This is a genomic window from Aliidongia sp., assembly GCF_035943795.1.
Classification (GTDB): domain Bacteria; phylum Pseudomonadota; class Alphaproteobacteria; order ATCC43930; family CGMCC-115725; genus Aliidongia.
In genome coordinates, this window is the sequence record NZ_DASZBY010000114.1 from 42256 (window position 1) to 65214 (window position 22959).

24 protein-coding genes are annotated in these 22959 nt (G+C 65.9%); 12 read left to right on the forward strand and 12 right to left on the reverse strand.

Annotated features, from left to right (window positions below; all coding sequences use genetic code 11):
• Positions 1-121: 121 nt before the first annotated feature.
• A complete protein-coding gene (locus VGV37_RS22315; RefSeq protein WP_326881974.1) occupies positions 122-1129 on the forward strand; it encodes an aldo/keto reductase in 1008 nt (335 codons plus the stop codon).
• On the opposite strand, the gene VGV37_RS22320 is transcribed toward VGV37_RS22315, so the two are convergent.
• Both VGV37_RS22320 and VGV37_RS22325 read right to left on the reverse strand, forming a co-directional pair.
• Positions 1126-1782, reverse strand: coding sequence for a hypothetical protein (locus VGV37_RS22320; protein ID WP_326881975.1), 657 nt, complete (start codon positions 1780-1782; stop codon positions 1126-1128). The two genes, VGV37_RS22315 and VGV37_RS22320, sit on opposite strands and share 4 nt — an antisense overlap.
• Before the next feature lie 63 nt (positions 1783-1845).
• Positions 1846-2562 (reverse strand): helix-turn-helix transcriptional regulator, encoded by a 717-nt coding sequence (locus VGV37_RS22325; RefSeq protein WP_326881976.1) that lies wholly within the window; start codon positions 2560-2562, stop codon positions 1846-1848.
• Positions 2563-2750: 188 nt separating this feature from the next.
• Between VGV37_RS22325 and VGV37_RS22330 the strand changes: the two genes are divergently transcribed.
• From VGV37_RS22330 to VGV37_RS22340, 3 genes are all read left to right on the forward strand, one after another.
• Positions 2751-3641: a hypothetical protein gene (locus tag VGV37_RS22330; RefSeq protein ID WP_326881977.1), complete on the forward strand. Its 891-nt coding sequence runs from the start codon at positions 2751-2753 to the stop codon at positions 3639-3641.
• Positions 3642-3817: 176 nt separating this feature from the next.
• Positions 3818-4756: a DMT family transporter gene (locus VGV37_RS22335; protein WP_326881978.1), complete on the forward strand. Its 939-nt coding sequence runs from the start codon at positions 3818-3820 to the stop codon at positions 4754-4756.
• Positions 4757-4770: 14 nt separating this feature from the next.
• On the forward strand, positions 4771-6828 hold the full coding sequence (locus tag VGV37_RS22340; protein ID WP_326881979.1) for a S9 family peptidase: 2058 nt from the start codon (positions 4771-4773) through the stop codon (positions 6826-6828).
• Positions 6829-6839: 11 nt separating this feature from the next.
• Here VGV37_RS22340 and VGV37_RS22345 read toward each other — a convergent pair whose 3' ends face one another.
• From VGV37_RS22345 to VGV37_RS22355, 3 genes are all read right to left on the reverse strand, one after another.
• Positions 6840-7070 (reverse strand): hypothetical protein, encoded by a 231-nt coding sequence (locus VGV37_RS22345; RefSeq protein WP_326881980.1) that lies wholly within the window; start codon positions 7068-7070, stop codon positions 6840-6842.
• Positions 7071-7095: 25 nt separating this feature from the next.
• Positions 7096-7560 carry a hypothetical protein gene (locus VGV37_RS22350; protein WP_326881981.1) on the reverse strand — a complete coding sequence of 155 codons (465 nt, stop codon included), beginning with the start codon at positions 7558-7560 and terminating at the stop codon, positions 7096-7098.
• A 118-nt stretch (positions 7561-7678) separates the two neighbouring features.
• Positions 7679-8344, reverse strand: a complete 666-nt coding sequence (locus VGV37_RS22355) for a DNA-3-methyladenine glycosylase I (protein ID WP_326881982.1) — start codon at positions 8342-8344, stop codon at positions 7679-7681.
• 112 nt (positions 8345-8456) lie between these two features.
• Here VGV37_RS22355 and VGV37_RS22360 point away from each other — a divergent pair, with 112 nt between their 5' ends.
• Positions 8457-9410, forward strand: a complete 954-nt coding sequence (locus tag VGV37_RS22360) for an alpha/beta hydrolase (protein WP_326881983.1) — start codon at positions 8457-8459, stop codon at positions 9408-9410.
• A 30-nt stretch (positions 9411-9440) separates the two neighbouring features.
• On the opposite strand, the gene sppA is transcribed toward VGV37_RS22360, so the two are convergent.
• Together sppA and VGV37_RS22370 are read right to left on the reverse strand one after the other, a co-directional pair.
• Entirely contained in the window at positions 9441-11225 is a 1785-nt protein-coding gene (gene sppA, locus VGV37_RS22365) for a signal peptide peptidase SppA (RefSeq protein ID WP_326881984.1), read from the reverse strand.
• Between the two features lie 43 nt (positions 11226-11268).
• Positions 11269-11841 (reverse strand): peroxidase-related enzyme, encoded by a 573-nt coding sequence (locus VGV37_RS22370; RefSeq protein ID WP_326881985.1) that lies wholly within the window; start codon positions 11839-11841, stop codon positions 11269-11271.
• A 159-nt stretch (positions 11842-12000) separates the two neighbouring features.
• Here VGV37_RS22370 and VGV37_RS22375 point away from each other — a divergent pair, with 159 nt between their 5' ends.
• Positions 12001-12243 (forward strand): type II toxin-antitoxin system prevent-host-death family antitoxin, encoded by a 243-nt coding sequence (locus VGV37_RS22375; protein WP_326881986.1) that lies wholly within the window; start codon positions 12001-12003, stop codon positions 12241-12243.
• Positions 12244-12265: 22 nt separating this feature from the next.
• On the opposite strand, the gene aroC is transcribed toward VGV37_RS22375, so the two are convergent.
• Positions 12266-13336 (reverse strand): chorismate synthase, encoded by a 1071-nt coding sequence (aroC, locus tag VGV37_RS22380; RefSeq protein ID WP_326881987.1) that lies wholly within the window; start codon positions 13334-13336, stop codon positions 12266-12268.
• Between the two features lie 27 nt (positions 13337-13363).
• Positions 13364-14176, reverse strand: coding sequence for an enoyl-ACP reductase FabI (fabI, locus tag VGV37_RS22385; protein WP_326881988.1), 813 nt, complete (start codon positions 14174-14176; stop codon positions 13364-13366).
• Between the two features lie 170 nt (positions 14177-14346).
• Between fabI and VGV37_RS22390 the strand changes: the two genes are divergently transcribed.
• Positions 14347-15639 carry a YihY family inner membrane protein gene (locus VGV37_RS22390; protein WP_326881989.1) on the forward strand — a complete coding sequence of 431 codons (1293 nt, stop codon included), beginning with the start codon at positions 14347-14349 and terminating at the stop codon, positions 15637-15639.
• On the opposite strand, the gene VGV37_RS22395 is transcribed toward VGV37_RS22390, so the two are convergent.
• Positions 15640-16485, reverse strand: coding sequence for a DnaJ C-terminal domain-containing protein (locus VGV37_RS22395; RefSeq protein ID WP_326881990.1), 846 nt, complete (start codon positions 16483-16485; stop codon positions 15640-15642).
• 97 nt (positions 16486-16582) lie between these two features.
• Between VGV37_RS22395 and pdxH the strand changes: the two genes are divergently transcribed.
• The 4 genes from pdxH to VGV37_RS22415 all read left to right on the forward strand — a co-directional run bounded on the left by pdxH (position 16583) and on the right by VGV37_RS22415 (position 18753).
• Entirely contained in the window at positions 16583-17167 is a 585-nt protein-coding gene (pdxH, locus tag VGV37_RS22400) for a pyridoxamine 5'-phosphate oxidase (RefSeq protein ID WP_326881991.1), read from the forward strand.
• Positions 17164-17544 carry a tetratricopeptide repeat protein gene (locus VGV37_RS22405; protein ID WP_326881992.1) on the forward strand — a complete coding sequence of 127 codons (381 nt, stop codon included), beginning with the start codon at positions 17164-17166 and terminating at the stop codon, positions 17542-17544. Before pdxH ends, VGV37_RS22405 begins: the two co-directional genes overlap by 4 nt.
• Before the next feature lie 44 nt (positions 17545-17588).
• A complete protein-coding gene (locus VGV37_RS22410; protein ID WP_326881993.1) occupies positions 17589-18326 on the forward strand; it encodes an SDR family oxidoreductase in 738 nt (245 codons plus the stop codon).
• 139 nt (positions 18327-18465) lie between these two features.
• Complete coding sequence (locus VGV37_RS22415) at positions 18466-18753, forward strand: GIY-YIG nuclease family protein (protein ID WP_326881994.1); 288 nt, start codon at positions 18466-18468, stop codon at positions 18751-18753.
• A 298-nt stretch (positions 18754-19051) separates the two neighbouring features.
• Here the strand turns inward: VGV37_RS22415 and VGV37_RS22420 are convergent, their stop codons facing one another.
• Together VGV37_RS22420 and hemA are read right to left on the reverse strand one after the other, a co-directional pair.
• Entirely contained in the window at positions 19052-19591 is a 540-nt protein-coding gene (locus VGV37_RS22420) for a hypothetical protein (protein ID WP_326881995.1), read from the reverse strand.
• The gene (hemA, locus tag VGV37_RS22425) at positions 19591-20802 is read right to left on the reverse strand and encodes a 5-aminolevulinate synthase (protein ID WP_326881996.1); all 1212 of its coding nucleotides are present in this window, start codon (positions 20800-20802) and stop codon (positions 19591-19593) included. The genes VGV37_RS22420 and hemA overlap by 1 nt, the downstream gene beginning before the upstream one ends.
• A 552-nt stretch (positions 20803-21354) precedes the next feature.
• Here hemA and VGV37_RS22430 point away from each other — a divergent pair.
• A complete protein-coding gene (locus tag VGV37_RS22430; protein ID WP_326881997.1) occupies positions 21355-22953 on the forward strand; it encodes an ABC transporter substrate-binding protein in 1599 nt (532 codons plus the stop codon).
• The last annotated feature ends 6 nt before the right edge of the window (positions 22954-22959 follow it).

Genomic DNA, 22959 nt, shown 5'->3' on the forward strand with positions numbered 1-22959 from the left:
CCACGTGTTCGAGCCGTGATCCCAAGTGCCCAGCTTACGCGAGGCGGCACTCCGTGGATGCCCGGGTCAAGCCCGTGCATGACGAAAGGGTGCGAGCTCGCAATTTGAAAAGGAGCCTTCCATGGACTATCGCAATCTCGGGCGCAGCGGGCTCAAAGTCTCGCCGCTCTGCCTCGGCACCATGATGTTCGGCGGGCCGACGCCGGAAGCCGAGGCGGCCGCGATCATCGCCAAGGCCGCGGATGCCGGCTTCAACTTCATCGATACCGCCGACGTCTATGTCGAGGGCGCCTCGGAACAGATCGTCGGCCGGGCGATCCACGACCAGCGCGACCGCTGGGTGCTGGCGACGAAGCTGTCGAACGCCATGGGCACGGGGCCGAACGAGCGGGGCCTCGGCCGCAAATGGGTGATGCAGGCGGCCGAGGCCAGCCTGAAGCGGCTCGGCACCGACTATATCGACGTCTATTACCTCCATAAGGAAGATCACTCGACGCCGCTCGAAGAGACCGTGCGGGCCATCGCCGATCTCGTCCGCGACGGCAAGATCCGCTATTTCGGCGTCTCGAACTACCGGTCCTGGCGGGTCGCGGAGATCTGTCGGCTCGCCGACCAGGCCGGCATCGATCGGCCGGTGGTCAGCCAACCCTATTACAACGCGATGAACCGGGTGCCCGAGGTCGAGCATCTGCCGGCCTGCGGCTTCTACGGTCTGGGCGTGGTGCCCTACAGCCCGCTCGCGCGCGGCGTGCTGACCGGCAAATATTCACCCGACGCCCCGCCGCCCAACGACAGCCGGGTGGCGCGCCAGGACAAGCGTATCCTGCAGACCGAATGGCGCCGCGAATCCCTGGTGCTGGCTCAGGAAATCCGTGCCCATGCCGAAAAGCAGGGCATCACCGCCGGCCAATTCGCGATCAACTGGGTGCTGAACAACCGGCTGATCACCGCTGCGATCGCCGGCCCGCGTACCATGGAGCAATGGGACGATTACGTCGGCGCGCTCACCTATCGCTTCACCGCCGAGGACGAGGCGCTGATCGATCGGCTGGTCGTGACCGGCCACCCCTCGACCCCCGGCTACAGCGATCCGGCCTACCCGATCGAAGGCCGCCTGCCGCGCAGCTAAGCCGCAGCGGCGGCCGGCAGCAACGCGACGCCGGCCTGGACCGAGGCCTGCAGGTGAGTGAAGTTCCGCGGATTTTCGCGGAAATAGGCACTTGCCTGCAGGTAGTTTTCCACATCCTGGGGCGCGACCGTCGTGCCGGCGGGTGGGGCCAGGCCGGCGATCTCGCTGCCACCCAGCCATTTGCACACGGTCGTGGGGGCACCCGTCATGTTGATCCACAGCGCCAGGTACAGTTGCGCCGCCGGATCGATCGGACGCTGGCCGCTGGCCGCGATACAGCTGTCGATGCCGGCCAGCACGGTCTGCATCAGCCGATCGTCCATCCGGTCGACGATCGGCTGTCCGAAGGCCGAGGCGAGCGCGTCGTTGACCAGTGCCGTGTTCGAGGGCGACAGCGGGTTGCCGTTCGGCAGCGGCCGACTGACGGCGGCAAGGAGGGCGGCAACGGCATCGTCGGCGGTGCCCGCCGCATTCAGCACGTCGGTCAAGGTGGAGCGTGCCAGGTCGTTGACGTTGGTGTCGCCCTGGAAGGCGCCGAAGCTGGCGCCGCTCTGGCCGCGGCGGGCATAGGACAGGCAGTAGGGCGAGGCATTGCCCAGTTCGTTCTGCTTGATCGCCGCGCGAATGGCGGGGTAGAGCGCCTGATCGACCATCTCGTTCTCCCGGGGAATCGGAGGTTCACGAGCGGCGAGTGTGCCCCGCCTGATAGGGCCTGTCTAATTTTCACCCGAAGAAAATGCGACGTCGAGCTCGGGGCCGAACAGGCTGCCCATGCGCTCGCGTCCGACCGCCGTGATGCCGACCGCGCGCGTGTCGCGCAGGCGTTCGATCCAGCCCTGTTCGAACGCCGTGGTCGCGATCGCGGCACCGAGCGCGCCGGCCAGATGCGGTCGCCGTTCGCTCCAGTCCAGGCAGGGCCGGCAGAAGCAGCGCTGCCGCTTGAACCCGGTCTGCAGGTCGATGCCGATGGTCTGGAAAAAGCCGGTGCCGCTTTCGGTCACCGTGCCGCCATCCTCGCTCAGCACGACATGGCCGCGGGCGGTCAGCGCGTCGGCGACGGCCACGCCTAGCCGGCCGGCCAGGTGGTCGTAGCAGGTGCGGGCCTGGCGCAGCGCCGCATCCTTGACCGACGGCGGCCGATGGCGCAGCGGCGCATCGATCGCGGCGACGGCCATGATACCCTCGAGCATCCGGCCGACCAGCGGCGAGGCCAGTTTGAAATAGCGGTGACGGCCCTGCTTGGCGACGGCCAGCAGGTGGGATTCGGAAAGCTTGGCCAGATGCGCGCTCGCCGTCTGCGGCGTGACGCGGGCCATAAAGGCCAGCTCCGAGGCGGTCAGCGCGCGGCCGTCCATCAGGGCGGCCAGCATGTTGGCCCGGGCGGGGTCGCCGACCAGGGCGGCGATTTCGGCGAGATTGGATGCGGCGATCATGATGAGAGAATGGGCAATGCGGCTAACCGATACAAGCGGCGACGCTTCGTTGCCGAACGAAGCGTCAAGGCGCGCGATCGCAGGATCGCGTACTCGTCGAGGTCATGAACGAAGCTGCGAAGGGGGCGTGGATTTGAGGCGCCCTTTATGCCAAGAGTTCTAAAGCTTCTGATTGAAAGATTGCTTGAATGAATTTTTCTGCTGTTGGGAACGCTCTTCGGGCGGCGCTGGTCATTTCAACGTTGCTCGCGCCGATGACAGGTTTCGCGGCCGAGTGCGTCCTGAAAAAGACGGCGGAGATCCCGATCAGGGAGTGGGGGCGATTCCTCATTTTCGATGCGATGGTCGATCATCATCCGATCAAAGCGGCTTTTGGCAACGGCCAGCGGGTTGCCGAGATCACACCCGATTTGGCAGCGCTGCTTGGCGTTGCGCCAGGGTCTAGTTCACCCCCGTTTTCCAGAGGAGCTGTGAGCTTGAACACTCTGCAGGTCGACAACCAGTCGATCCGCGATTTCGATGCGGAAGTTCTGACGGATGATCCTCCACCGCTGCCGCAGGGCGTTCAGCTTCGTGTAGGACCGGAGGTTTTCGGAAATCTCGATCTGGAAATTGATCTCAGCAGACATCGTCTCGCGTTGTTCCAGTCCGATCATTGTCCGGGCCAAGTCGTCTATTGGGCCAAGCAGTGGTTCGAAATGCCATACCACGTTCTTGCAGACGGTGCTCCTGCAGTCGAAGTTGAAGTAAATGGCTCCACCGTAACTGCAGGTCTTATGCTTGCATATCCCTATACGAACATTACGGCGGCCAAGGCCTGGGCCGTAGGTGCAGAAAAGACTTCAAAGAGAAATTATATTTTGGATCGACTGGCACTGGATGGCGTCACTCTACGCCATTTGAATGTTCGTTCGCTTGAAATTCAAGAATTGGAAGGTAACGGAAATATTTCCAGAGCAGATGCGAGACAATATGGCCTGGCTGATTTAATGATAGGTCGAAATAATTTGGAAAAACTTCATATCTTCATCTCAAGGAAAGATCATACGGTCTACTTTACGTTGGCGTCTCCTGATTAAAATATAAAAAGATAATGTCTGATGATATGGTTTTTACTATTCTGCGGGCGCATCCATCTGCGTCTCGTTGCCGGCAATGATCGAGATTAGTTCGTTGCTGAACGAAGCGTCGAGACGAGCATTCGGACGAGAGCGATGGCAAGGTCCGTCCGAATTCATCTGACGGAGTCGCTGCCATGTCTGCCGCCCGCCGCACCGATCTTGCCCTGCTGCTGCTTCTGTCGCTGCTGTGGGGCGCTTCCTACGCGCTCATCCGTGTCGCAGTCGAGACTATTCCGCCGCTGACCCTCGTTGCGGTGCGCGTCACGATCGCGACGGTGCTGTTGCAGCTGCTGTTGGCGCGGCAGGGGTCGGCCTTGCCGCGCGATCCGGTCCTGTGGCGGCGGTTTGCCATCCAGGCGGCGATGAACGGCATCCTGCCGTTCAGCCTGATCGCCTGGGGCGAGCAGCGTATCGACAGCGGGCTGGCCGGGGTACTGAACTCGACGACGCCGATCTTTGTGTTCCTGTTCGCCCGCCTGTGGACCCGCCAGGAGCCGGCGACGCTGCGCCAGCTTGGCGGCACCTTGCTGGGCCTGGCCGGCATCATCGCGATCGTCGGGCCGACGGCGCTCAGGGCCGGCCTCTCGGGCGATGTGCTGGCCCAGGCCGCAGTGGTCGCGGCCACGATCTGCTATGCCGTGGCCGTGCTGTTCGGGCGGAATTTCGCAGGCCTGCCCGCGATCGTGCCGGCGGCCGGCTCGACCGCGGTCTCGGCACTCGTCATGGTGCCGCTCGCCCTGGTGATCGAGCGGCCGTGGGAACTACCGATGCCGTCGGCGGCCTCGATCCTGGCCTTGCTGGCACTCGGCACCTGCTCGACTGCGGGCGCTTTCGTGGTTTATTTCCGGCTGCTGGGTTCGCTGGGCTCGGTCGGTACCGCCAGCGTCGCCTATCTGCGCGCGGCGGTCTCGGTCGGCATCGGCGTCCTGTTCCTGGGCGAGGTGCCCAGCTGGCGCACGGCCGGCGGCCTGGCGCTGGTCCTGGTCGGTGTCGCGGCGATGACCCTGCCGTTCAAGCCGCGGGCTTTCCGTTTCCGTTCGATCCTCGCTAGAGTGCCGCCTCCCACAGTCTGAGAGTCGCGCCTGCCATGACCGATCGTCCCGCCGCGCCCGTCGCGGCCCGCAAACCCCATCGCTACGAGCGGCACGGCGTGACGATCGAGGATCCGTATCACTGGCTGCGCGATCCGAAGTACCCGACCGTCGACGACCTGGAGATCCTGGCCCATCTCGAAGCGGAGAACGATTATTTCCGGGCGGTCATGCGGCCCTTGGAGCCGCTGGTCGAGACCCTGTTCGCCGAGATGAAGGGCCGCATCAAGGAGGACGAATCCTCGGTGCCGGTCGAAGAGGGCGGCTTCCTCTATCAATGGCGCTTCGAGACCGGGGGGCAATATCGCAAATGGTACCGCCGGCCGGTCGCGGGCGGCGCGGAACAGCTGCTGCTCGACGAGCCGGCGCTGGCCGAGGGCAAAGGGTTTTTCCGGCTGGCGGGATTCTCGGTCAGCCCGGATGGCGGGCTGCTGGCGTACAGCGCTGACGACAGCGGAGCCGAGCGCTTCACCCTGCGGATCAAGGACCTCTCGACCGGCGCGCTGCTGCCGGTCGAGATTCCGGAAACGATCGGCCAGCCGATCTGGTCCGCCGACGGCCGCGTGCTGCTCTATAGCGTGGTCAACCAGGCCTGGCGTCCGTACCAGATCCGCGCCCACGTGTTGGGCAGTGCGGTCGCGGACGACCGCGTGCTCTACGAGGAGCCGGACGAGGGCTTCCGCGTCGGCGTCGGAAAGTCCCAGAGCCGCGAAGTGATCTTTCTGATCACCGGCGACCATGTGACGAGCGAGGTGCGCTTCGTGCCGGCGGCCGACCCGTTCGCGGCGCAGACGCTGATCGCCGCGCGTCAGACCGGCCGCGAGTATCATGCGGACCATGGCGGCGGCGCGCTCTACCTGCGGGTCAACGACACCCACAAGAATTTCCGGGTGGTGCGCGCGACGTTGGACGCGCCGGGGCCGGACCATTGGGTTGAACTGGTCGCCGGCGGCGACCGGCGCTATATCCGCGGACTGACCGCGTTCGCCCGGTTCCTGGTGCTGGAGGAACGCCATGCCGGCCTGGACCAGGTCATCCTGCGTCATTCGGACGGCACGGAACAGGCCGTCGCCTTTCCCGAGGCGGCTTACGAGGCCGGATTAGGCGCCACGCCGGCGATCGATCCGCGCTCCATCCGGCTCGGCTATTCCTCGATGGCGACGCCGGCCACGACCTATGACTATGCGGTCGCCGATCGGCGCCTGACGGTGCTGAAGGTGCAGGAGATCCCGTCGGGCTATGATCCGGCGGATTATGCGACCGAGCGGTTGATGGCGCCGGCGCGCGACGGGGTGCTGGTGCCGATCTCGGTGGTCTATCGCAAGGGCTGGGCCCCGGGCGCGGCCAAGCCGCTGCATCTCTATGGCTACGGCGCCTATGGGCTCGGCATGTCGCCCAGCTTCAGTTTGGCGCGCATCTCGCTGCTGGATCGCGGCTTCGCCTATGCCATCGCCCATATCCGCGGCGGCGACGAGCTGGGCTACGGCTGGTACGAGGCCGGCAAGCTCGACCGGCGCCGCAACACCTTCAACGACTTCATCGACGCCGCGCGCTTCCTCGTGCGTGAAGGTTATGCGACCGAGGGCGGCATCTCGACCTCCGGCGGTTCGGCCGGCGGCCAGCTGATGGGCGTCATCGTCAACGAGGCCCCGGAACTGTGGCGCGCGGTCGTGGCCCATGTACCGTTCGTCGATGCGCTCAACACCATGCAGGACGCGACCCTGCCGTTGACCCCGCCGGAGTGGCCGGAATGGGGCAACCCGATCGAGGACAAGGCGGCGTTCGACTATATCCGGTCCTATTCGCCCTACGACCAGGCGGTGGCCCAGGCCTATCCGCCGATGATGATCACGGCGGGCCTGAACGACCCGCGCGTGACCTATTGGGAACCGGCGAAATGGGCGGCGAAGCTGCGGACGCTGAAGACCGACGGTAACGTGCTGGTGTCCAAGACCAACATGGGCGCCGGCCATGGCGGCAAATCCGGGCGCTTCGACCGTCTGACCGAAATCGCCGAGGAATATGCCTTCGTCATCCACGCGTTCGCGCGGTGATCGGCGGGGGGTCAGTCCGCCGCGACCAGCTGCTCGTAGGGCAGCAATCCGGGCTCGGCGTCGCGGCGCGCCAGATAGGCGGCCTTCAGCTCGGTCGCTGCCTGGCTGTAGGCCAGCAGCATCTCCTGGTCGTCCGGCTCCAAGTCGGTCACGTCGCCGTCGACCTGGTCCTTGATCCGGCAGATTTCGGCGTCCACGCCTTGGACGGCCATGACCAGGGTTCGCGCGCTCAGTTCGGCCATCGTCATTCTCCCCGGGACATGTCGCTCAACGAGCGGCCTCACACAGCTTTACCACGGCATTGCGGGCGAAATTGTCGAGCGCGCCCTTGTAGGCCTCGACCGACAGTTTCGCGCCCGCCGCCTCGATCTGGTAGTGCTCGGCGCCATAGGTGCTGTTATGGCCGGTGTGGCGCACCGTCAGCGAATCCGGAACGATCGTGCCCTTTGGAATCGTGAAATAGAACCAGTACTTGTGGCCGAACACGCCGTTCTTGTCGAACAGCGAGGTGCCGCCGCCCGGATCGACGACCGGCTTTCCGTCGTGCATGTAGGGCAAGACGTCGGCCGGACGGGTCTTCGTCACGGTCGCTCCCCTGACCTTGCTCTCGAAGGTCTTTGCCTCGAGCGACGGGTAGAGCACCCCGGTGACGGCATGATTGTCGACGATCACGCCGCCCGAGAAATCCTCCTGGCGGACGCTGCGGAACAGATCGACTGTCGTGTTCACCATCCGGATCACCCCTTCCTGCCCGATGCCCGCGCATCGATCGCGATGATGGCAGGAAGGATCGGCCATACCTGTGACATTGCTCACCCCAGGATGAACAGGTTCATCCTGGGGTGGTGGGCTACTCAGGCACCGAATAGGCGAGGATCATCGACAGGTGGGCGAACGGGCGGCCGGTCTCGATGGCCCAGTCGTCGAACTGCGCCGCGGCGCGGGCGCGCACCGCCTTGCCCTTGCCACCCTCGGTCACGCCCCAGGTCTGCAGGGCGGCCTCGACCGACGGGCTGAAGATGAACGTGTCGCGGCCGACCATGCGCAGGAAGCGCGGCGCCGAATCGCCGCCGAATTGGCTGAAGCGCTGGGCGAGCGCCTCCCACAGTTCCAGGGTCCGGCCGGCCGGCCAGGAGGCCAGCCAGCGGCCGAAGCCGCCGGCCTCCGCCGAAATCATGCGCAGGGCCGAAGCATTGGGCGGTACGGATTTGAGCTTGCCCCAATGGCGGATCAGCCGCGTATCGCCCATCAGCGGCTCCAGATCCTCTTCGGTCATGGCGGCCACGGCGTCCGGCACGAAACCGTGAAACACCGCCTCGAATGCCGGCCATTTCTGATCGACGACCGAATGCTTGATGCCGGCCCGGAAGATCCTGAGGCACAGCAGCGACAGGTACCGGCCGTCGGGCAGGGCGGCGAGTTCCGCGGACGTCCTGACCATCGGCAGGGCGTCGCGCAGGGCACTTTCGCCGCGCCGCTCGATCGCGCGGGCCAGGATCGGTTCGAACGGGATCATCGGGAAACGGCCTCGAACGGGAAGATGCTTCGATCTTAGACGAAGCGTTCGACCGGGACGAGGGGAGTGGGGGGCATCATTCTGAGCGGCCAAGCACCTGCCGGAGCCGTCGATGACCCTGCCCTTTCCCTTGCTCGACCCGCGCGAGCGCCACCACCGGATCGCCTCGCCGGTATCCGGCCTGTCGTTGTTCCTGCGCCACCTGCCACCGACCGGTCGCCCGAACGGCCGGGCGGTGCTCTATGTCCATGGCGCGAGCTTTCCCTCGGCGCTGTCGATCGCCCACCGCTTCGACGGGCGATCGTGGCGTGACGACCTCGCGGACGCCGGGTTCGACGTCTGGGGGTTCGATTTCCTGGGGTTTGGCCATTCCGACCGCTATCCGGAGATGGCCGCTCCGGCCGAGGCCCATGCGCCGCTCGGCCGTGCCGGTCCCGCCGCACGCCAGATCGAGGCCGCCGCGCGGTTCGTCGCGGCGCATCATGCCATCGCCCGGCTGTCGATCGTCGCCCATTCCTGGGGCACGATCGCGGCCGGACGCTGCGCGCAGGAATGCCCCGAACTGGTCGATCGACTGGTGCTGTTCGGGCCGATCGTCCGGCGCGAGGGCGAAGCGTCGGACGCGCCGGAGCCCGCCTGGTTTCCGGTCACGCTCGATGATCAATGGACCCGCTTCACCAAGGACGTGCCGGCCGGCGAACCCGCCGTGCTGTCGGGTCACCATTTCGCCGACTGGGGGCCGCGCTATCTGGCCAGCGACCCCGGCAGTGCCGACCGGCGGCCGGCGGCGGTGCATGTGCCAGGCGGGCCCAGCGCCGACGTGATCGACGCCTGGTCCGGGCGGCTCGCCTACGACCCGGCCGCCCTGGCACTGCCGGTCGCGATCATCCGCGGCGAATGGGACAGCTCGAGCACCGACGCGGATGCGCGCTGGCTGTTCGACCGGCTCGTCGCGTCACCTGTGAAGCGGGACGTCAAGATCGGCCGGGCGACCCATCTCATGCACCTGGAGACGGGCCGCACCGCGCTTCACGCCGAAACCCGCGCGTTCCTGCTGGGCGAATAGGCCATTTACCGTCATCCCGCGGCGGCGGGCTCAGTGGCTCAATTCGACCGGCTGCATGGTGGCCCGCGTGCCGTTGGTTTCGCCGGCGGCATGGGTCAGCAGGTCGAGCCGTTCGAGCAGGGGGCCGAGCGCCGCGAGCCGGCCGAGCGTCGTGCCGATCTGGCTACCGCCGCCGCCATCCTCGTCATCGCCCGACAGGCCGGTCATGAGCCGCTGCAGCGGCGAGCGCGGCTGGGGGTAGGGCCGCAGCACGATCGGCTGGCCGGGACCGATGCCGGCCGCATCCTTGGCCAGCCTGACCGCGACGTCGAGGCCGCCCAATTCGTCGACCAAGCCATTCTCCTTGGCCTGGGCGCCGGTCCACACCCTGCCCTTGGCGATGGCCTCGACCTTGGCAGGGTCCAGCTTCCGGCCGTCGGCGACATGGGCGATGAACGCGTGATAGACCTGGTCCAGCGAGCGCTCGAACCTTTCGTGCTGCGCCTGCGTGTAGTCGTGAAGCGTGCTTTCGATCCCGGCGTTCTGACCTTGCTGCACTTCGTCCCAGCTCACGCCGATCTTGTCCCACAGCCCGCTGGTGACGATCTTGCCGCCGAACACGCCGATCGAACCGGTCAAGGTGCCGGGCTCCGCCACGATCTTGTCTGCCGGAGCGGCGATGAAATAGCCGCCGGACGCGGCGGTATCGCCCATGCTGACCATCAGCGGCTTGCCGCCGTCATGGGCCTTTTTCAAAGCGCGCCAGATCGTCTCCGACGCGAGCGCCGAGCCACCGGGGCTGTCGATGCGAAGCACGATGGCCTTGACCGAGGAATCCCGGCTCGCCTGGTTGATCGCCCGCACCAGATCGTCGGAGGCCACGCCGTCGGCATCGCCGGTCGGGCCGCTGGCGCTGCGGCCGCTATGGATCTCGCCGACCGCGCGCAGCACGGCGATGACCTGGCCGGTCGGCGCGCCGACCTTGGCGGCGGCCAGATATTGCGGGCCGGTCATGACCCGGGTGCCGGCGCCCGACTTCTTCATCGCGGCATCCAGCGCCTCGTCGGCATAGCCGATATGGTCGACCAGATGTTTCGCCAGCGCGTCATCGGTCAGGTAGGGGCCATTGTCGATCAGGGTGCGAACCTCGTCGGGCTTCAACTTGCGATCCTGCGCGATGCCGTCGGCGGTCTGGTCGAACACGGATTTGATCAGCCCGGTGAAGGCCTCGCGATCCGTATCGGGCAGTTTGGTCTCGGTCAGCTGGGTCATGGCCGACTTATATTCGGCGCGCCGGTCGAACGACGCGGTCACGCCCAGCTTGTCGAGCGTGCCCTTGAAGAACGGCAGTTCGGCCGCGACGCCGGTCAATCCTATGGCGCCGACCGGCTGTAGCCAGATCTCGTCGAACGCGGTCGATAGATAATAAGCGCGCGTACCGCCGCTCAGGTCACCGAAACTTTCGGCGAAGGCATAGGCGAACTTGCCCTTGGCGCGGAATGCGGCGATGGCGTCGCGCAGTTCCTGCACCTGGGCCAGCCCCAGCGGCACCTCGCCCGTCCGCGCGACCAGTCCGCGCACCCGGTTGTCGTCTGCTGCCCGTCGGATCGCGTCGACCGTGTCGGCGAAGCTGATCGCATGGTCGCCCAGGAACTGATCGGCAAGGCCGATGGAAGCTTTCTCGGTCTGCGGTCGCTGGAAATCGAAGCGCAGGATCGTCGTGTCGGCGATCTGCGGCTTCTTGCCGGCGTAATGGAATGCCGCATAGAAGCCCAGCGAGACGATCGCGACGGCGAGTAGGCCGATCACGGCGAAGAACCACAGGAAGAAACGCATGGATGAGAGATCCTGATCGGAAGGCCGGCTGAGCGGAACGGGCTCAGCGATCGAGCCGGTGATACTCGGGGTTGGGCATCATGTCGGTCGCGGACGCCATGCGGTTGGACAGGTTGAAGAAGGCGGCCGTCTCGGCCAGATCGAAGATGTCCTCTTCGCCGAAACCCTCGCGGCGCAACGCATCGCGGTCGCCGTCGTCGACGAGATTGGGTGTCATGGTCAATTTCCAAGCGAAATCGAGCATGGCGCGCTGGCGGCCGTCGAGCTTGGCGACCCGGTAGTTGAGCGCGATCATCTCGCCCAGCTGAGGGTCGCCCGACAGCCGGCGCACCGCCTGGCCATGGGCGACCAGGCAATAATAGCAGCGGTTGGCCGACGAGACCGTGACGGCGACCATCTCGCGCTCGAGCTTGCTCAGGCCCGACGGCGCCAGCATCAGCTCGTTGTACATGGTGATGAAATTGCGCAGCTTGGCCGGGCGCAGGCTGTAGGCATGAAAGACATTCGGCACGAAGCCGAGCTTCTCGACGCATTTCGCGTAGATCGCGCGCAGATCCTCGTCCAGGCCGGCGGGATCGCTGGTGCCCAGGGCCGAGATATGGTCGGGTTGCGGCATCATGCTCCTCGAGGTCGCCATTGAAGGGGCGGCGAGCCTAGCACGAACGCCGGCCGGGGCGGCATCGGTCCGATTCGCACGATAGGGCGCCGCAAGAGGATCGGAACGTCGCATCCGGCGTTTACCATGCGACTCACTACATATCGGGGGATTTGCGTCATGACCGTCATCGTCGGGCTGGCAGACGCCACGCTGCATCTGGCCGATCTGATCGACCATGCCGCGTCGGGCGAAGAGATCATCATGGTCAAGGCCGGCCGGCCCGTCGCCCGGCTGGCCCCGATCGACCAGGACGGCTCGATCCTTCGTCGGCGCAACGCCCGCACCCTGCAGGCCGGCTTCAACGATCCGCCGTCCCAGCAGGTTCAGTGGTGCGGGAACGTCGGGCACCAAGTCACCTGACGATCCGACGATCGAAGCGCCGCTAGCCGCATTGCGCCCGATGCTGCAGCAGATGGTCGGCCAGCACCAGCGCCGCCATCGCCTCACCGACCGGCACGGCACGGATGCCGACGCAGGGGTCGTGGCGGCCCTTGGTCACGATCTCCGTCTCCTCGCCCGCAATCGTCACGGTTCGGCGCGGCTGCAGGATCGAACTGGTCGGCTTGACCGCAAAGCGCACGACCACGTCCTGACCGGTCGAGATGCCGCCCAGGATGCCGCCGGCATGGTTCGACAGGAAACGCACACCGTCGTTGCCCATGCGCATCTCGTCCGCATTCTCCTCGCCCGATAGGGCGGCCGCGGCGAACCCGTCGCCGATTTCGACCGCCTTCACCGCATTGATCGACATCATGGCGGCCGAGAGGTCGGCGTCGAGCTTGCGATAGATCGGGTTGCCGAGCCCGACCGGCACGCCCGAGGCCACGATCTCGATCACCGCGCCGATCGACGAACCGGCCTTGCGCACGCCGTCCAGATAGATCTCCCATTCGGCCGCCGCCACCGGGTCGGGGCACCAGAACGGGTTGCGCTCGATCTCGGCCCAATCCCACCGGCTGCGGTCGATCTTGTGCGGACCGACCTGGACCAGCGCGCCGCGGACCTGGATGCCGGAACCCAGCACGGCCCGGGCGACACCGCCGGCCGCGACCCGGGACGCGGTCTCCCGCGCCGACGACCGGCCGCCGCCGCGATAGTCGCGGATGCCGTATTTCGACCAATAGGTATAGTCGGCATGGCCGGGACGGAACTTGTCCTTGATCTCGCCATAGTCCTTGGACCGCTGATCCTCGTTCTGGATTTCCAGCGCCACGGGCGTGCCGGTGGTCAGGCCCTCGAACACGCCGGACAGGATGCGGACCTGGTCCGGCTCCTGCCGCTGGGTGGTGAAGCGCGACTGGCCGGGCTTGCGCCGGTCGAGCCAGTGCTGGATGTCGGCCTCGCTGAGGGCCAAGCGTGGCGGCACGCCGTCGACGACGCAGCCGATCGCGGGCCCGTGGCTCTCGCCCCAGGTGGTGAAGCGGAACAGCGCGCCGAAGCTATTGCCGGCCATGTTTCCCTAACCTCTGTTCGACCGGCCTCAGACGACGGCGATGTCCGGGGCGTCGACCGCCTTCATGCCGACGACGTGGTAGCCGCAATCGACGTGATGGATCTCGCCCGACACGCCGCTCGACAGGTCGCTGACGAAATACAGCCCACTGCCGCCGACGTCATCGCTCGAGACGTTGCGCTTCAGGGGCGAATTATACTGGTTCCACTTCAGGATATAGCGGAAATCGCTGATGCCCGAGGCGGCCAGCGTCTTCACCGGGCCGTAGGAAATGCCGTTGACCCGAATGCCCTGGCCGCCCAGGTCGACCGCCAGGTAGCGCACGCTCGCTTCGAGTGCCGCCTTGGCCACGCCCATGACATTGTAGTTGGGCATGACCCGTTCGGCGCCCAGATAGGTCAGCGTGATCAGGCTGCCGCCGTTCGGCATGATGGCGCTGGCGCGCTTGCATACGTCGGTGAACGAGAAGCACGAAATGTCCATGGTACGCAGGAAATTGCCGCGGGTCGTATCGGCATAGCGGCCCTTCAGCTCCTCCTTGTCGGAAAAGCCCACGGCATGGACGACGAAATCGATGGCGCCCCAGCACTCGGCAAGGGCCGTGAAGGTCCGATCCATCGAGGCTTCGTCGGTCACGTCGCATTCGACCAGGAAATCCGAACCGATGCCGGCGGCCAGCGGGCGCACGCGCTTTTCCAGCGCCTCGCCCTGGTAGGTGAAGGCGAGCTCCCCGCCTTGCGCATGGATGGCTTGAGCGATGTGCCAGGCGAGCGACATGTGATTCGCCACGCCCATGATCAGGCCTCGCTTGCCGGCCATGAGGGTCCCAACGTTCGCCATAAGAAGGCTGCTCCTGAATGCATGACGGTCAAAACTGGGCGGGATGCTACACGAAACCGCCCGGCGGCGGGAATCCCCGCTGGCGCGTGCTTGGAAAGGATGGATCGCCCCCGTAGAGTTGGGGACAGCCACCCCAGACTTTTCCCCGGGCGGCAGGATTGGCGCAAGGGATGATCGATCAGAACCTGAGCGAGCGCGAGCGTGCGCCGGCAACTCCCGGCCAGATCCGGCCGGCAAAGGCCGAAGGGGTCGGTCAGCGCCTCGTCCGCTTCATGCATCATGTGGTGAAGCGTTTCATCGAGGACGGCTGCTTCGCCGCCGCCGGCGCCTTGAGCTACACCACTCTCGTCTCGATCGTGCCCCTGCTGGCGATCAGCCTGGCCGTGCTGTCGGCCTTCCCGATCTTCGACAAGCTGCGCGAACGCGCGCTGATGCTGATGTTCGACAATTTCGTTCCCACGGTCGGCGCCACGGTCGAGGGCTATATCAGCAGCTTCGCGCAGAGCGCCGGCAAGACGACCGCGATCGGCCTGCTCGTGCTGGCGGTGACCGCGATCATGCTGCTGGCCACCATCGAGGATCGGCTGGATGCGATCTGGCGGGTCCATGCACCCCGGCGCTGGCTCGTGCGAGTGCTGACCTATTGGACGGTGCTGACGCTCGGCCCCCTGCTGTTCGGCGTCGGCCTGTCGCTGTCGACCAGCCTCAACGGCTTGACCCGCGATATCGCCGTGGTCGGCGCCTCGCAGCACCTGATCGAGGCCGCGCTCGAGGTGCTCGCCGCCTATGCGCCGTTCCTGCTGGAGACGGTCGGCTTCACCCTGCTGTTCTGCCTCATCCCCCATTGCCCGGTGCGCTGGCGCGACGGCGCGGTCGGCGCCGTGGTCGCGGCCCTGCTGTTCGAGGGCTGCAAGGCCGGCTTCACGCTCTATCTCGGCCATTTCAACGCCTATACCGCGATCTATGGCGCGCTGGCCGTGATCCCGATCTTCCTCTTGTGGATGTACCTGTCGTGGGGCGTCGTGCTGTTCGGCGCCGAAGTCGCGGCGGCGGTGCCGCTCTGGGGGCTGGCGGCCCCCGAGGAGGCGCTGGCCCAGGCGCGGGTCGATCTCGATTTGGGGCTGGCGGTGCTGGCGCAGTTGGCGGACCAGGGACGACGCGGCGGCTCCATGCCGTTCCGCGTGCTGGCGACGCAACTGGCGGCGCCGGTCGGCGTCCTGTCGAACTGCCTCGACCGGCTGCTGGCGGCCGGTTTCATCGCGGCCAGCGTCGATGGCGGCTGGGTCCTGGCCCGGGACTTGACGGCGGCCCGGCTCGTCGACCTGAAACGCGCGGTCGAGACCGAACCCGACTATCGGCGCGGCCGGCGCAACACGCGCCTCGGCCGTCAATGGCAGGCGGTCACCGCCGCGGAACAGGCAGCCTTGGACGTGCCGATCGCAAATCTGCTCGGCGAGGGGTGATCAGTATTTCGGCCGGACGCTGTAGCTGTGGCGCTTCGACCATTCTTCCAGGAAGTCGGTCAGCTCGCCGTCCTTGGCCGTCGGCAGCACGAGCTTCAGCGTCACGAGCTGGTCGCCCTGGCCGCCAAGCCCCTTGCCGCGCAGGCGCAGCACCTGGTCGGTGTTGGAACCCTTGGGAACCTTGAGCGAGACCAGCCCCTGCACCGTCGGCACGGTGACCGTCGCGCCCAGTACCGCCTCGGGCAGGGTCACGGGCAAGGTCATCAGGATGTCGTGGTCGCGCCGCGTGAACAGCGGATGCGGCTCGACCGTCAGTTCGACGAACACGTCGCCGGCCGGTCCACCGTTGGTGCCGGCGCCGCCCTGGCCCTTGAGACGCAGCGTCTGGCCATCCTGGGTCATGGCCGGGATGGCGACCTCGAGCACGCGCTGGTCCTTGATGATCAGGCGCTTCTTGGCGCCGATCGCGGCCTCGACGAAAGGCACGGTCAGCGATTGATAGATATCGGCGCCGCGCAGCTTCGGCCCGCTGCCCGTCGCCTCGCGCCGAAAGCCCCAACTGCGGCCGAAGAAGCTGTCCAGTCCATCATCGTCGAGCGGATTGCTGCGACCACGCCCGGTCCGCGTCGCGGCCTCGGCGGCGGCGACCTTGGTGTCGTATTGGCGGCGCTTGGCATCGTCCGACAGGACGTCGTAGGCGGCGGTGATGTCGTTGAACCGCCGGGCGCTCACCGGATTGTTCGGGTGCAGGTCCGGGTGCAGTTCTTTGGCAAGCTTGCGGTAGGACCGCTTGATCTCGTCGGGGCTGGCGTCGCGCCCGACCTGGAGGGTAGCGTAGGGATCCATGGTTGGGACTATCCTGCCAGCCGGTTAGCATTCCGTAAAGCTGCCGTGGGCAAAGGCTTGGATCGCGCGGCGCGTTCCGCCGCCGTTGGAGAAAAAGATGAACGAGGCCTCGGATCCCTACGATTTGTTCGACATCTGGTTTGCCGAGGCGAAGGCGAGCGAGCCGGCCGATCCGAACGCCATGGCGCTCGCGACCACGACTCCGGACGGCCATCCCTCCGTCCGCATCGTGCTGTTGAAGGGGCTCGATCGGCAGGGTTTCGTATTCTACACCAACGTCGAGTCGCGCAAGGGCGGCGAGCTGCAGGCCAATCCGCGGGCCGCTCTGTGTTTCCACTGGAAGTCGCTGAAGCGGCAGGTCCGGATCGAGGGACCGATCGTGCCGGCGACCGAGGCGGAGGCGGATGCCTATTTCGCCGGCCGGCCGCGTGACAGCCGGATCGGCGCCTGGGCGTCCCAGCAATCGCGACCGCTCGACACCCGGGCCACCTTCGAGGCGCGCATCCGCGAGTTCGACGCGAAATACCCGGGCGAGACGGTGCCGCGTCCACCGTTCTGGGGCGGCTTCCGCCTGACTCCGACCAGGATCGAGTTCTGGCAGGATCGGCCGTTCCGCCTGCATGACCGGCTGGTGTTCACGCCCGAGGGGGCAGGCTGGGCGATCGAAAGGCTGTATCCGTGACCGCCGGCCGGGCTGCGGCACTCCTGGGCCTGGTCCTGACGCTCGGCGCGTGCGGTGGGCCGGACAGGGCTACGAACGAAGCGGCGGCACAGCTCGCCTATCGCCGGGGTTTCGAGGCGATCGGCACCGGCGACTGGCTGACGGCCGAGCAATATCTGCTGCAGGCGAAGCAGGCTTTTCCCGACGATCCCTACGTGCTCCTGAACCTGGGCGTGGTCGCCCAGCGCCTCGGCCGGTTCGACGAGGCGCGGCGCTATTACCAGCAGGTGGTCGACCGCGCGCCGGACGTGGTGCCGGTCCAGGTCTCCGATCCCAAGGCGTCCGGCAAGACGCTGGCCGACCTGGCCCGCGCCGATCTCGCGACCCTGCCGAACTAACCCGAGGCTGGTGCTGCGGCGATGCCGCGCCTACATTCAGCGGCATGAGCGAAAATCCCGTCCTCCTCCTGACCGGCGCCAGCCGCGGCATCGGCCACGCCACGGTGAAGCGCTTCAGCGACGCCGGCTGGCGCGTCATCACCGTGTCGCGCGACGTCGTGCCGCCGGAATGCCGGCGCGATCCCAACTGGACGCAGCACATCACGGCCGACTTGGCCGATGCCAGCACCCTCGACCAGTTCATCGCCGACGTGCGCGACGAGCTGGGCGGCGGCGCGTTGCACGCGCTGGTCAACAATGCCGGCATCTCGCCCAAGACCCCGTTCCAGGAGCGGCTCGGCTGCCTTAACGGCGACCTTGCCGATTGGCACCAGGTGTTCCAGCTGAACTTCTTCACGCCATTGGCGCTCGGCCGCGCGCTGGCGCCGAACCTGGCCAAGGCCAAGGGGGCGATCGTCAACATCACCTCGATCGCCGGCCACGCGGTCCACCCGTTCGCCGGTTCGGCCTATTCGACCTCGAAGGCGGCCCTGTCGGCACTGACCCGGGAAATGGCGGTCGAATTCGCCCAGCTGGGCGTGCGTGTCAACGCGGTAGCGCCCGGCGAGATCGAGACGGCGATGCTGTCACCCAACACCGACGTGCTGATCCCGCGCATCCCGCTCAATCGCTTGGGCCAGCCCGATGACGTCGCATCGACGATCTTCTATCTGTGCGCGCCGGAATCGACCTACATCACCGGCACGGAGATCTTCGTGACCGGCGGGCAGCATCTGTTTTAAGGCTTCTATCGCGAACCCGTGATCGCCGGACCCGACCCTCGAACTACTCTCCCGCTCTTCCTATTTTCGTCATCTCCGGGCTTGACCCGGGGATCCACGTGGCAATTGCCGCGCGCCTCCAGCCGTCCATAATCGCGGGATGCCGGGTGGTTGGATCTACATCATGACGAACAAGCCGAACGGCATTCTCTATGTCGGCGTGACCCGCGATCTTGCCCGCCGAGCCTGGGAACATCGCGAAGGTTTGGCCGATGGCTTTACCAAGCGCTATGGCTTGAAGCGATTGGTCTATGTTGAGAAGCACGATGAGATCGTCGTGGCGATCCAGCGCGAGAAGAACCTCAAGCATTGGCGGCGTGCCTGGAAGGTTGCATTGATCCTCACGGAAAACCCCGAATGGGCAGATCTCTACGACCTGATCGGCTGAGATACGTGGATCCCCGGGTCAAGCCCGGGGATGACGACGAGAGAGGTCTGGGTATGAAGTCCATCGATTTGCCGGCGTTTCTTACCAGTGCGTCTATGGCAGTGATGTGCCCAACGAGGGCGTGTATATCGAATTGAATGACGCATCTACCGGCAGTCCAGAGACGGTGCTCTTCGCATTTCGATCTGATGCTACCGGCGAAATCACTCTCGATGCCTATCGAGAGAACATCCCGCTTGCGCTCGTCGAATTGTTTATCGCGCGCGTGCACGCTGAACTCCAGCGGTAGAGGGCGCTATCAGCAGCAGCGCTTGCTGAAGCCGTCGATCCAGGCGAGGCGGATGTCGAGCAGCTGTATTTGCAGGGACAACCAGTCCTTGAACAGGTTGGCGCCGTCGCTCTGTTCCTCCAGTTCGACGAAGCGCAGGCGTTCTGCCGTGGTGAGCGTGCGCAGCAGGGCGACCTGTTCCTGCCGCTCCGGCGGCGTCAGCAGATGCAGGAAGCGCATCTTCAGCGCCACGACCAGGCGGCTCAATTCGGTATTGGGCGTGCGGATCGGTGCCTGCAGCAGGCGCAGCAGCATCTCGTGACCGGACGGGGTCAGGGTCAGGCGCGGGTCCTTCTGATCCCCGTCCTCCGGCAGGGTCTCGACCACGCCTTCGGCGCGCAGCAGTTCGATCGAGATGCCCATCAGGTCGAGCGACGGGCCGACGATACGGCTGGTGAACAGGCGCACGTCGGCCGCGATCTCGCCATAGGTGCGCGGCTTCGTCGCGAGCGCGCCCAGGGCCGCGATCCGCACGGTCTCGATCGGGACGAGCGAGTTGTCGCGATACATCAGGCGGCGACGGCGCGGCGCAGCATGAGGCGGCTCCACACCTCGCTCAAGGAGTCGACCAGGTGGTCGATGTCCTGGTCGGTATGGAGCGGGGTCGGCGTGATGCGCAGGCGCTCGGCGCCGCGCGGCACGGTCGGATAGTTGATCGGCTGGATGTAGATGCCGTGGCGGTTCAGCAGGTCGTCCGAGGCGCGCTTCACCAGCCGGGCGTCGCCGACCAGGATCGGCACGATGTGGGTCTCGCTCGGCATCACCGGGATGCCGGCGGCAGCCAGGCGGCGCTTGACCTCGGCGACGTTCGCCTGCTGGCCGTCGCGCTCGACCTGGCTCGTCTTCAGGTGCTGGATCGAGGTGCGGGCACCGGCGGCGGTGACCGGCGTCATCGAAGTGGTGAAGATGAAGCCGGCGGCATAGGACCGGACGAAATCGACCATGGCGGCGGAGCCGGCGATATAGCCGCCGTGACAGCCGAACGCCTTGCCCAGCGTACCCTGGATCACGGTCAGCCGGTCCATGACGCCGTCCCGTTCGGCGATGCCGGCACCGCGCGCGCCATACATGCCGACCGCGTGGACCTCATCCAGATAGGTCATGGCGCCATATTTGTCGGCGACGTCGCACAGTTCGGCGATCCGGCCGATGTCGCCGTCCATCGAGTAGACGCTCTCGAACGCCACCAGCTTGGCGCGGTCTGCCGGCGCTTCCGCCAGCAGCCGATCGAGGTCGGCAGGGTCGTTGTGCCGGAAGATGCGCTTTTCGGCGCCGGAATGCTTGATGCCCTCGATCATCGAGGCGTGGTTGAGCGCATCCGAATAGACGATGCAGCCGGGCAGGTGCTTGGCGATGGTCGACAGCGCCGCCTCGTTCGCGACATAGCCGGTCGCGAAGATCAGCGCCGCTTCCTTGCCGTGCAGGTCGGCCAGCTCACGCTCCAGCTTCACATGCTCGTGGCTGTTGCCGGAGATGTTGCGCGTGCCGCCGGCACCGGCACCGACGCGGTCGAGCGCGTCGTGCATCGCCGCCAGCACCTTGGGATGCTGGCCCATGCCCAGGTAGTCGTTGGAACACCAGACCGTGACCTCGCCGCCGGTGCCATGGTGCCAGGCGCGCGGGAAGGCCCCGACCTTGCGCTCCAGCTCGGCGAATTCCCGGTAGCGCCCTTCCTGCTTGAGCGCGTCGATCCGGTCGGCGAAAAACAGTTCGTAATCCATCGGCAACGTCCTAGGGGATGGCTTCGGATACCCGTCCACCTCGACAGGCACGACCATCAAACCAAAAGATCATGTCCGGCGCCTGTGATCCAGATCTCTGCGCCACGGCGGCCGGTTCCTCGGACTCATCATGCGCCGCCCCGAAACGCAAGCGGCGGGACGGCTTGTCGCACCGGGCGCAACACCCCATGCGATGGGCGCATGACCAGATTTAAGCGCGGCGGCTCGAGCCGCAAGCCCTGCCACTGCGCGCGTTCCCGGATTCGTCTCTCGCGGTCGACCTTCCTGGTTTCCGGCAGGTCCGCTCGGATCGCGACCTGGCCACAGGCGAGTTCTTCTCATGAAACGCCTACAGGTTGATCAAAGGGAAGGGAACCGGCTGCGACATAAAAGATCGGGGGCGAACCGCTTCAAAACAATTGACTTGCGCCCCTCGGCATAGCGCAATCTTGCGGTCATGAAGGTCACTGCGTCGCATGAAGCGCGGGACCGTGCAGGATACGGGTCGATCACGATCGGCGCGTTGGGGCTTGGACGATCGAGGGGAAAAAAATGCGAAGGATTTTCAGTCGCCTGGCGGCGCTTTTCGTCGTCGCCGGGCTAGCCTTGCCGTTGGCCGTCCCGGCCTCGGCGGCGACTCTGCGCTGGTCGAACGACGGCGACGTCAATTCGATGGATCCCTATGCGCGCAACGAAACGTTTCTGCTGACTTTCCTGCTGAACATCTACGAGCCGCTGGTCCGCCGCTCGAAGGACCTGAAGGTCGAGGCCGCACTCGCGACCGAATGGGCGCAGACGGCCCCCGATACCTGGCGCTTCAAGCTGCGCCAGGGCGTGAAGTTTCAGGACGGCACGCCCTTCACTGCCGACGACGTGATCTTTTCCTATCAGCGGGTCCGGCAGCCCAGCTCGAACATGAACAGCAATTTCGTGACCGTTAAGGATCTGAAGAAGATCGACGACTTCACCGTCGAATTCGTCACCAACGGTCCCGACCCGATCCTGCCCGAGGAAATCACCAACTGGGCCATCATGTCTAAGGCATGGTGCGAGAAGAACAACGCGGCCGTGCCCGCCGATCTCGGCAAGGTGACCGAAGAAAGCTTCGCGACCCGCAACGCCATGGGCACCGGGCCGTACATGCTGAAGGAACGCGTGCCGGACGTGCGCACCGTGCTGGTCGCGAACCCGACCTGGTGGGACAAACCGGTCGGCAACGTGACCGAGGCCGTGTTCACCCGTATTGCCAACCCGTCGACCCGTGTTGCTGCCCTGCTCTCGGGCGAGATCGACTTCGTCTACACCGTGCCGCCGCAGGACGTCGACCGGATCTCGACCACCCAGGGCACCAAGATCATCAAGTCGCCGGAACTGCGGACGATCTTCTTCGGCATGGACCAGCTCCATGACGAATTGATCGACAGCAACATCAAGGGCAAGAACCCGTTCAAGGACGAGCGGGTGCGCGAGGCGTTCTATCGCGCGATCGACGAAAAGGCGATCGTTACCAAGGTCATGCGCGGCCAGGCTGCCGAAACCGCGCTGATGATCGCGCCCGGCGTCAACGGCTTCGACAAGGCCTTGAACGAACGGCCGGCCTATGATCCGGCCAAGTCGAAGAAGCTGCTGGCCGACGCCGGCTACCCGAACGGCTTCGAGACCGGCATGGATTGCCCGAACGACCGCTACGTCAATGACGAGGCGATCTGCCAGGCGGTCGTCTCCATGCTGGCCAAGGTCGGCGTCAAGGTGAACCTGCTGGCGCAGACCCGCCTCAAGTTCTTCGGCAAGATCGGTGCGCCCAACTACGGCTCCAGCTTCTACATGCTGGGCTGGACGCCCTCGACCTACGACGCCCACAACATGCTGGCTTCGCTGGTCGCGACCCGCACGCCGGCCGCCGGCCTCGGCGACAACAACGACGGCGGCATCTCGAACGCCCAGGTCGATGCCGACATCAAGGCAATCCAGGTCGAGACCGACGCGAAGAAGCGCCAGACGCTGATCTCCGATGCGCTGGGCGTGATCAAGAACCAGTATCTCTACATCCCGCTGCATCAGCAGGTCGTGGTCTGGGCTGCCCGCAGCAACGTGAATGTGGCGCAGATGGCCGATAATTATTTCTACCTGCGCTTCGTCACGGTGAAATAGCCGATC

Bases quoted from the DNA above. Each gene is read 5' to 3' on its own strand.
- aroC (WP_326881987.1), bottom strand. From the start codon at position 13,336: ATGGCCGGCAATAGCTTCGGCGCGCTGTTCCGCTTCACCACCTGGGGC.
- VGV37_RS22320 (WP_326881975.1), bottom strand. From the start codon at position 1,782: ATGGTCGATCAGGCGCTCTACCCCGCCATTCGCGCGGCGATCAAGCAG.
- VGV37_RS22350 (WP_326881981.1), bottom strand. From the start codon at position 7,560: ATGGTGAACACGACAGTCGATCTGTTCCGCAGCGTCCGCCAGGAGGAT.
- VGV37_RS22330 (WP_326881977.1), top strand. From the start codon at position 2,751: ATGAATTTTTCTGCTGTTGGGAACGCTCTTCGGGCGGCGCTGGTCATT.
- hemA (WP_326881996.1), bottom strand. From the start codon at position 20,802: ATGGATTACGAACTGTTTTTCGCCGACCGGATCGACGCGCTCAAGCAG.
- VGV37_RS22315 (WP_326881974.1), top strand. From the start codon at position 122: ATGGACTATCGCAATCTCGGGCGCAGCGGGCTCAAAGTCTCGCCGCTC.
- VGV37_RS22325 (WP_326881976.1), bottom strand. From the start codon at position 2,562: ATGATCGCCGCATCCAATCTCGCCGAAATCGCCGCCCTGGTCGGCGAC.
- VGV37_RS22345 (WP_326881980.1), bottom strand. From the start codon at position 7,070: ATGGCCGAACTGAGCGCGCGAACCCTGGTCATGGCCGTCCAAGGCGTG.
- VGV37_RS22415 (WP_326881994.1), top strand. From the start codon at position 18,466: ATGCCGGGTGGTTGGATCTACATCATGACGAACAAGCCGAACGGCATT.
- pdxH (WP_326881991.1), top strand. From the start codon at position 16,583: ATGAACGAGGCCTCGGATCCCTACGATTTGTTCGACATCTGGTTTGCC.
- VGV37_RS22340 (WP_326881979.1), top strand. From the start codon at position 4,771: ATGACCGATCGTCCCGCCGCGCCCGTCGCGGCCCGCAAACCCCATCGC.
- VGV37_RS22375 (WP_326881986.1), top strand. From the start codon at position 12,001: ATGACCGTCATCGTCGGGCTGGCAGACGCCACGCTGCATCTGGCCGAT.
- VGV37_RS22390 (WP_326881989.1), top strand. From the start codon at position 14,347: ATGATCGATCAGAACCTGAGCGAGCGCGAGCGTGCGCCGGCAACTCCC.
- VGV37_RS22395 (WP_326881990.1), bottom strand. From the start codon at position 16,485: ATGGATCCCTACGCTACCCTCCAGGTCGGGCGCGACGCCAGCCCCGAC.
- VGV37_RS22335 (WP_326881978.1), top strand. From the start codon at position 3,818: ATGTCTGCCGCCCGCCGCACCGATCTTGCCCTGCTGCTGCTTCTGTCG.
- VGV37_RS22355 (WP_326881982.1), bottom strand. From the start codon at position 8,344: ATGATCCCGTTCGAACCGATCCTGGCCCGCGCGATCGAGCGGCGCGGC.
- VGV37_RS22420 (WP_326881995.1), bottom strand. From the start codon at position 19,591: ATGTATCGCGACAACTCGCTCGTCCCGATCGAGACCGTGCGGATCGCG.
- VGV37_RS22370 (WP_326881985.1), bottom strand. From the start codon at position 11,841: ATGCCGCAACCCGACCATATCTCGGCCCTGGGCACCAGCGATCCCGCC.
- VGV37_RS22360 (WP_326881983.1), top strand. From the start codon at position 8,457: ATGACCCTGCCCTTTCCCTTGCTCGACCCGCGCGAGCGCCACCACCGG.
- VGV37_RS22410 (WP_326881993.1), top strand. From the start codon at position 17,589: ATGAGCGAAAATCCCGTCCTCCTCCTGACCGGCGCCAGCCGCGGCATC.
- VGV37_RS22430 (WP_326881997.1), top strand. From the start codon at position 21,355: ATGCGAAGGATTTTCAGTCGCCTGGCGGCGCTTTTCGTCGTCGCCGGG.
- sppA (WP_326881984.1), bottom strand. From the start codon at position 11,225: ATGCGTTTCTTCCTGTGGTTCTTCGCCGTGATCGGCCTACTCGCCGTC.
- fabI (WP_326881988.1), bottom strand. From the start codon at position 14,176: ATGGCGAACGTTGGGACCCTCATGGCCGGCAAGCGAGGCCTGATCATG.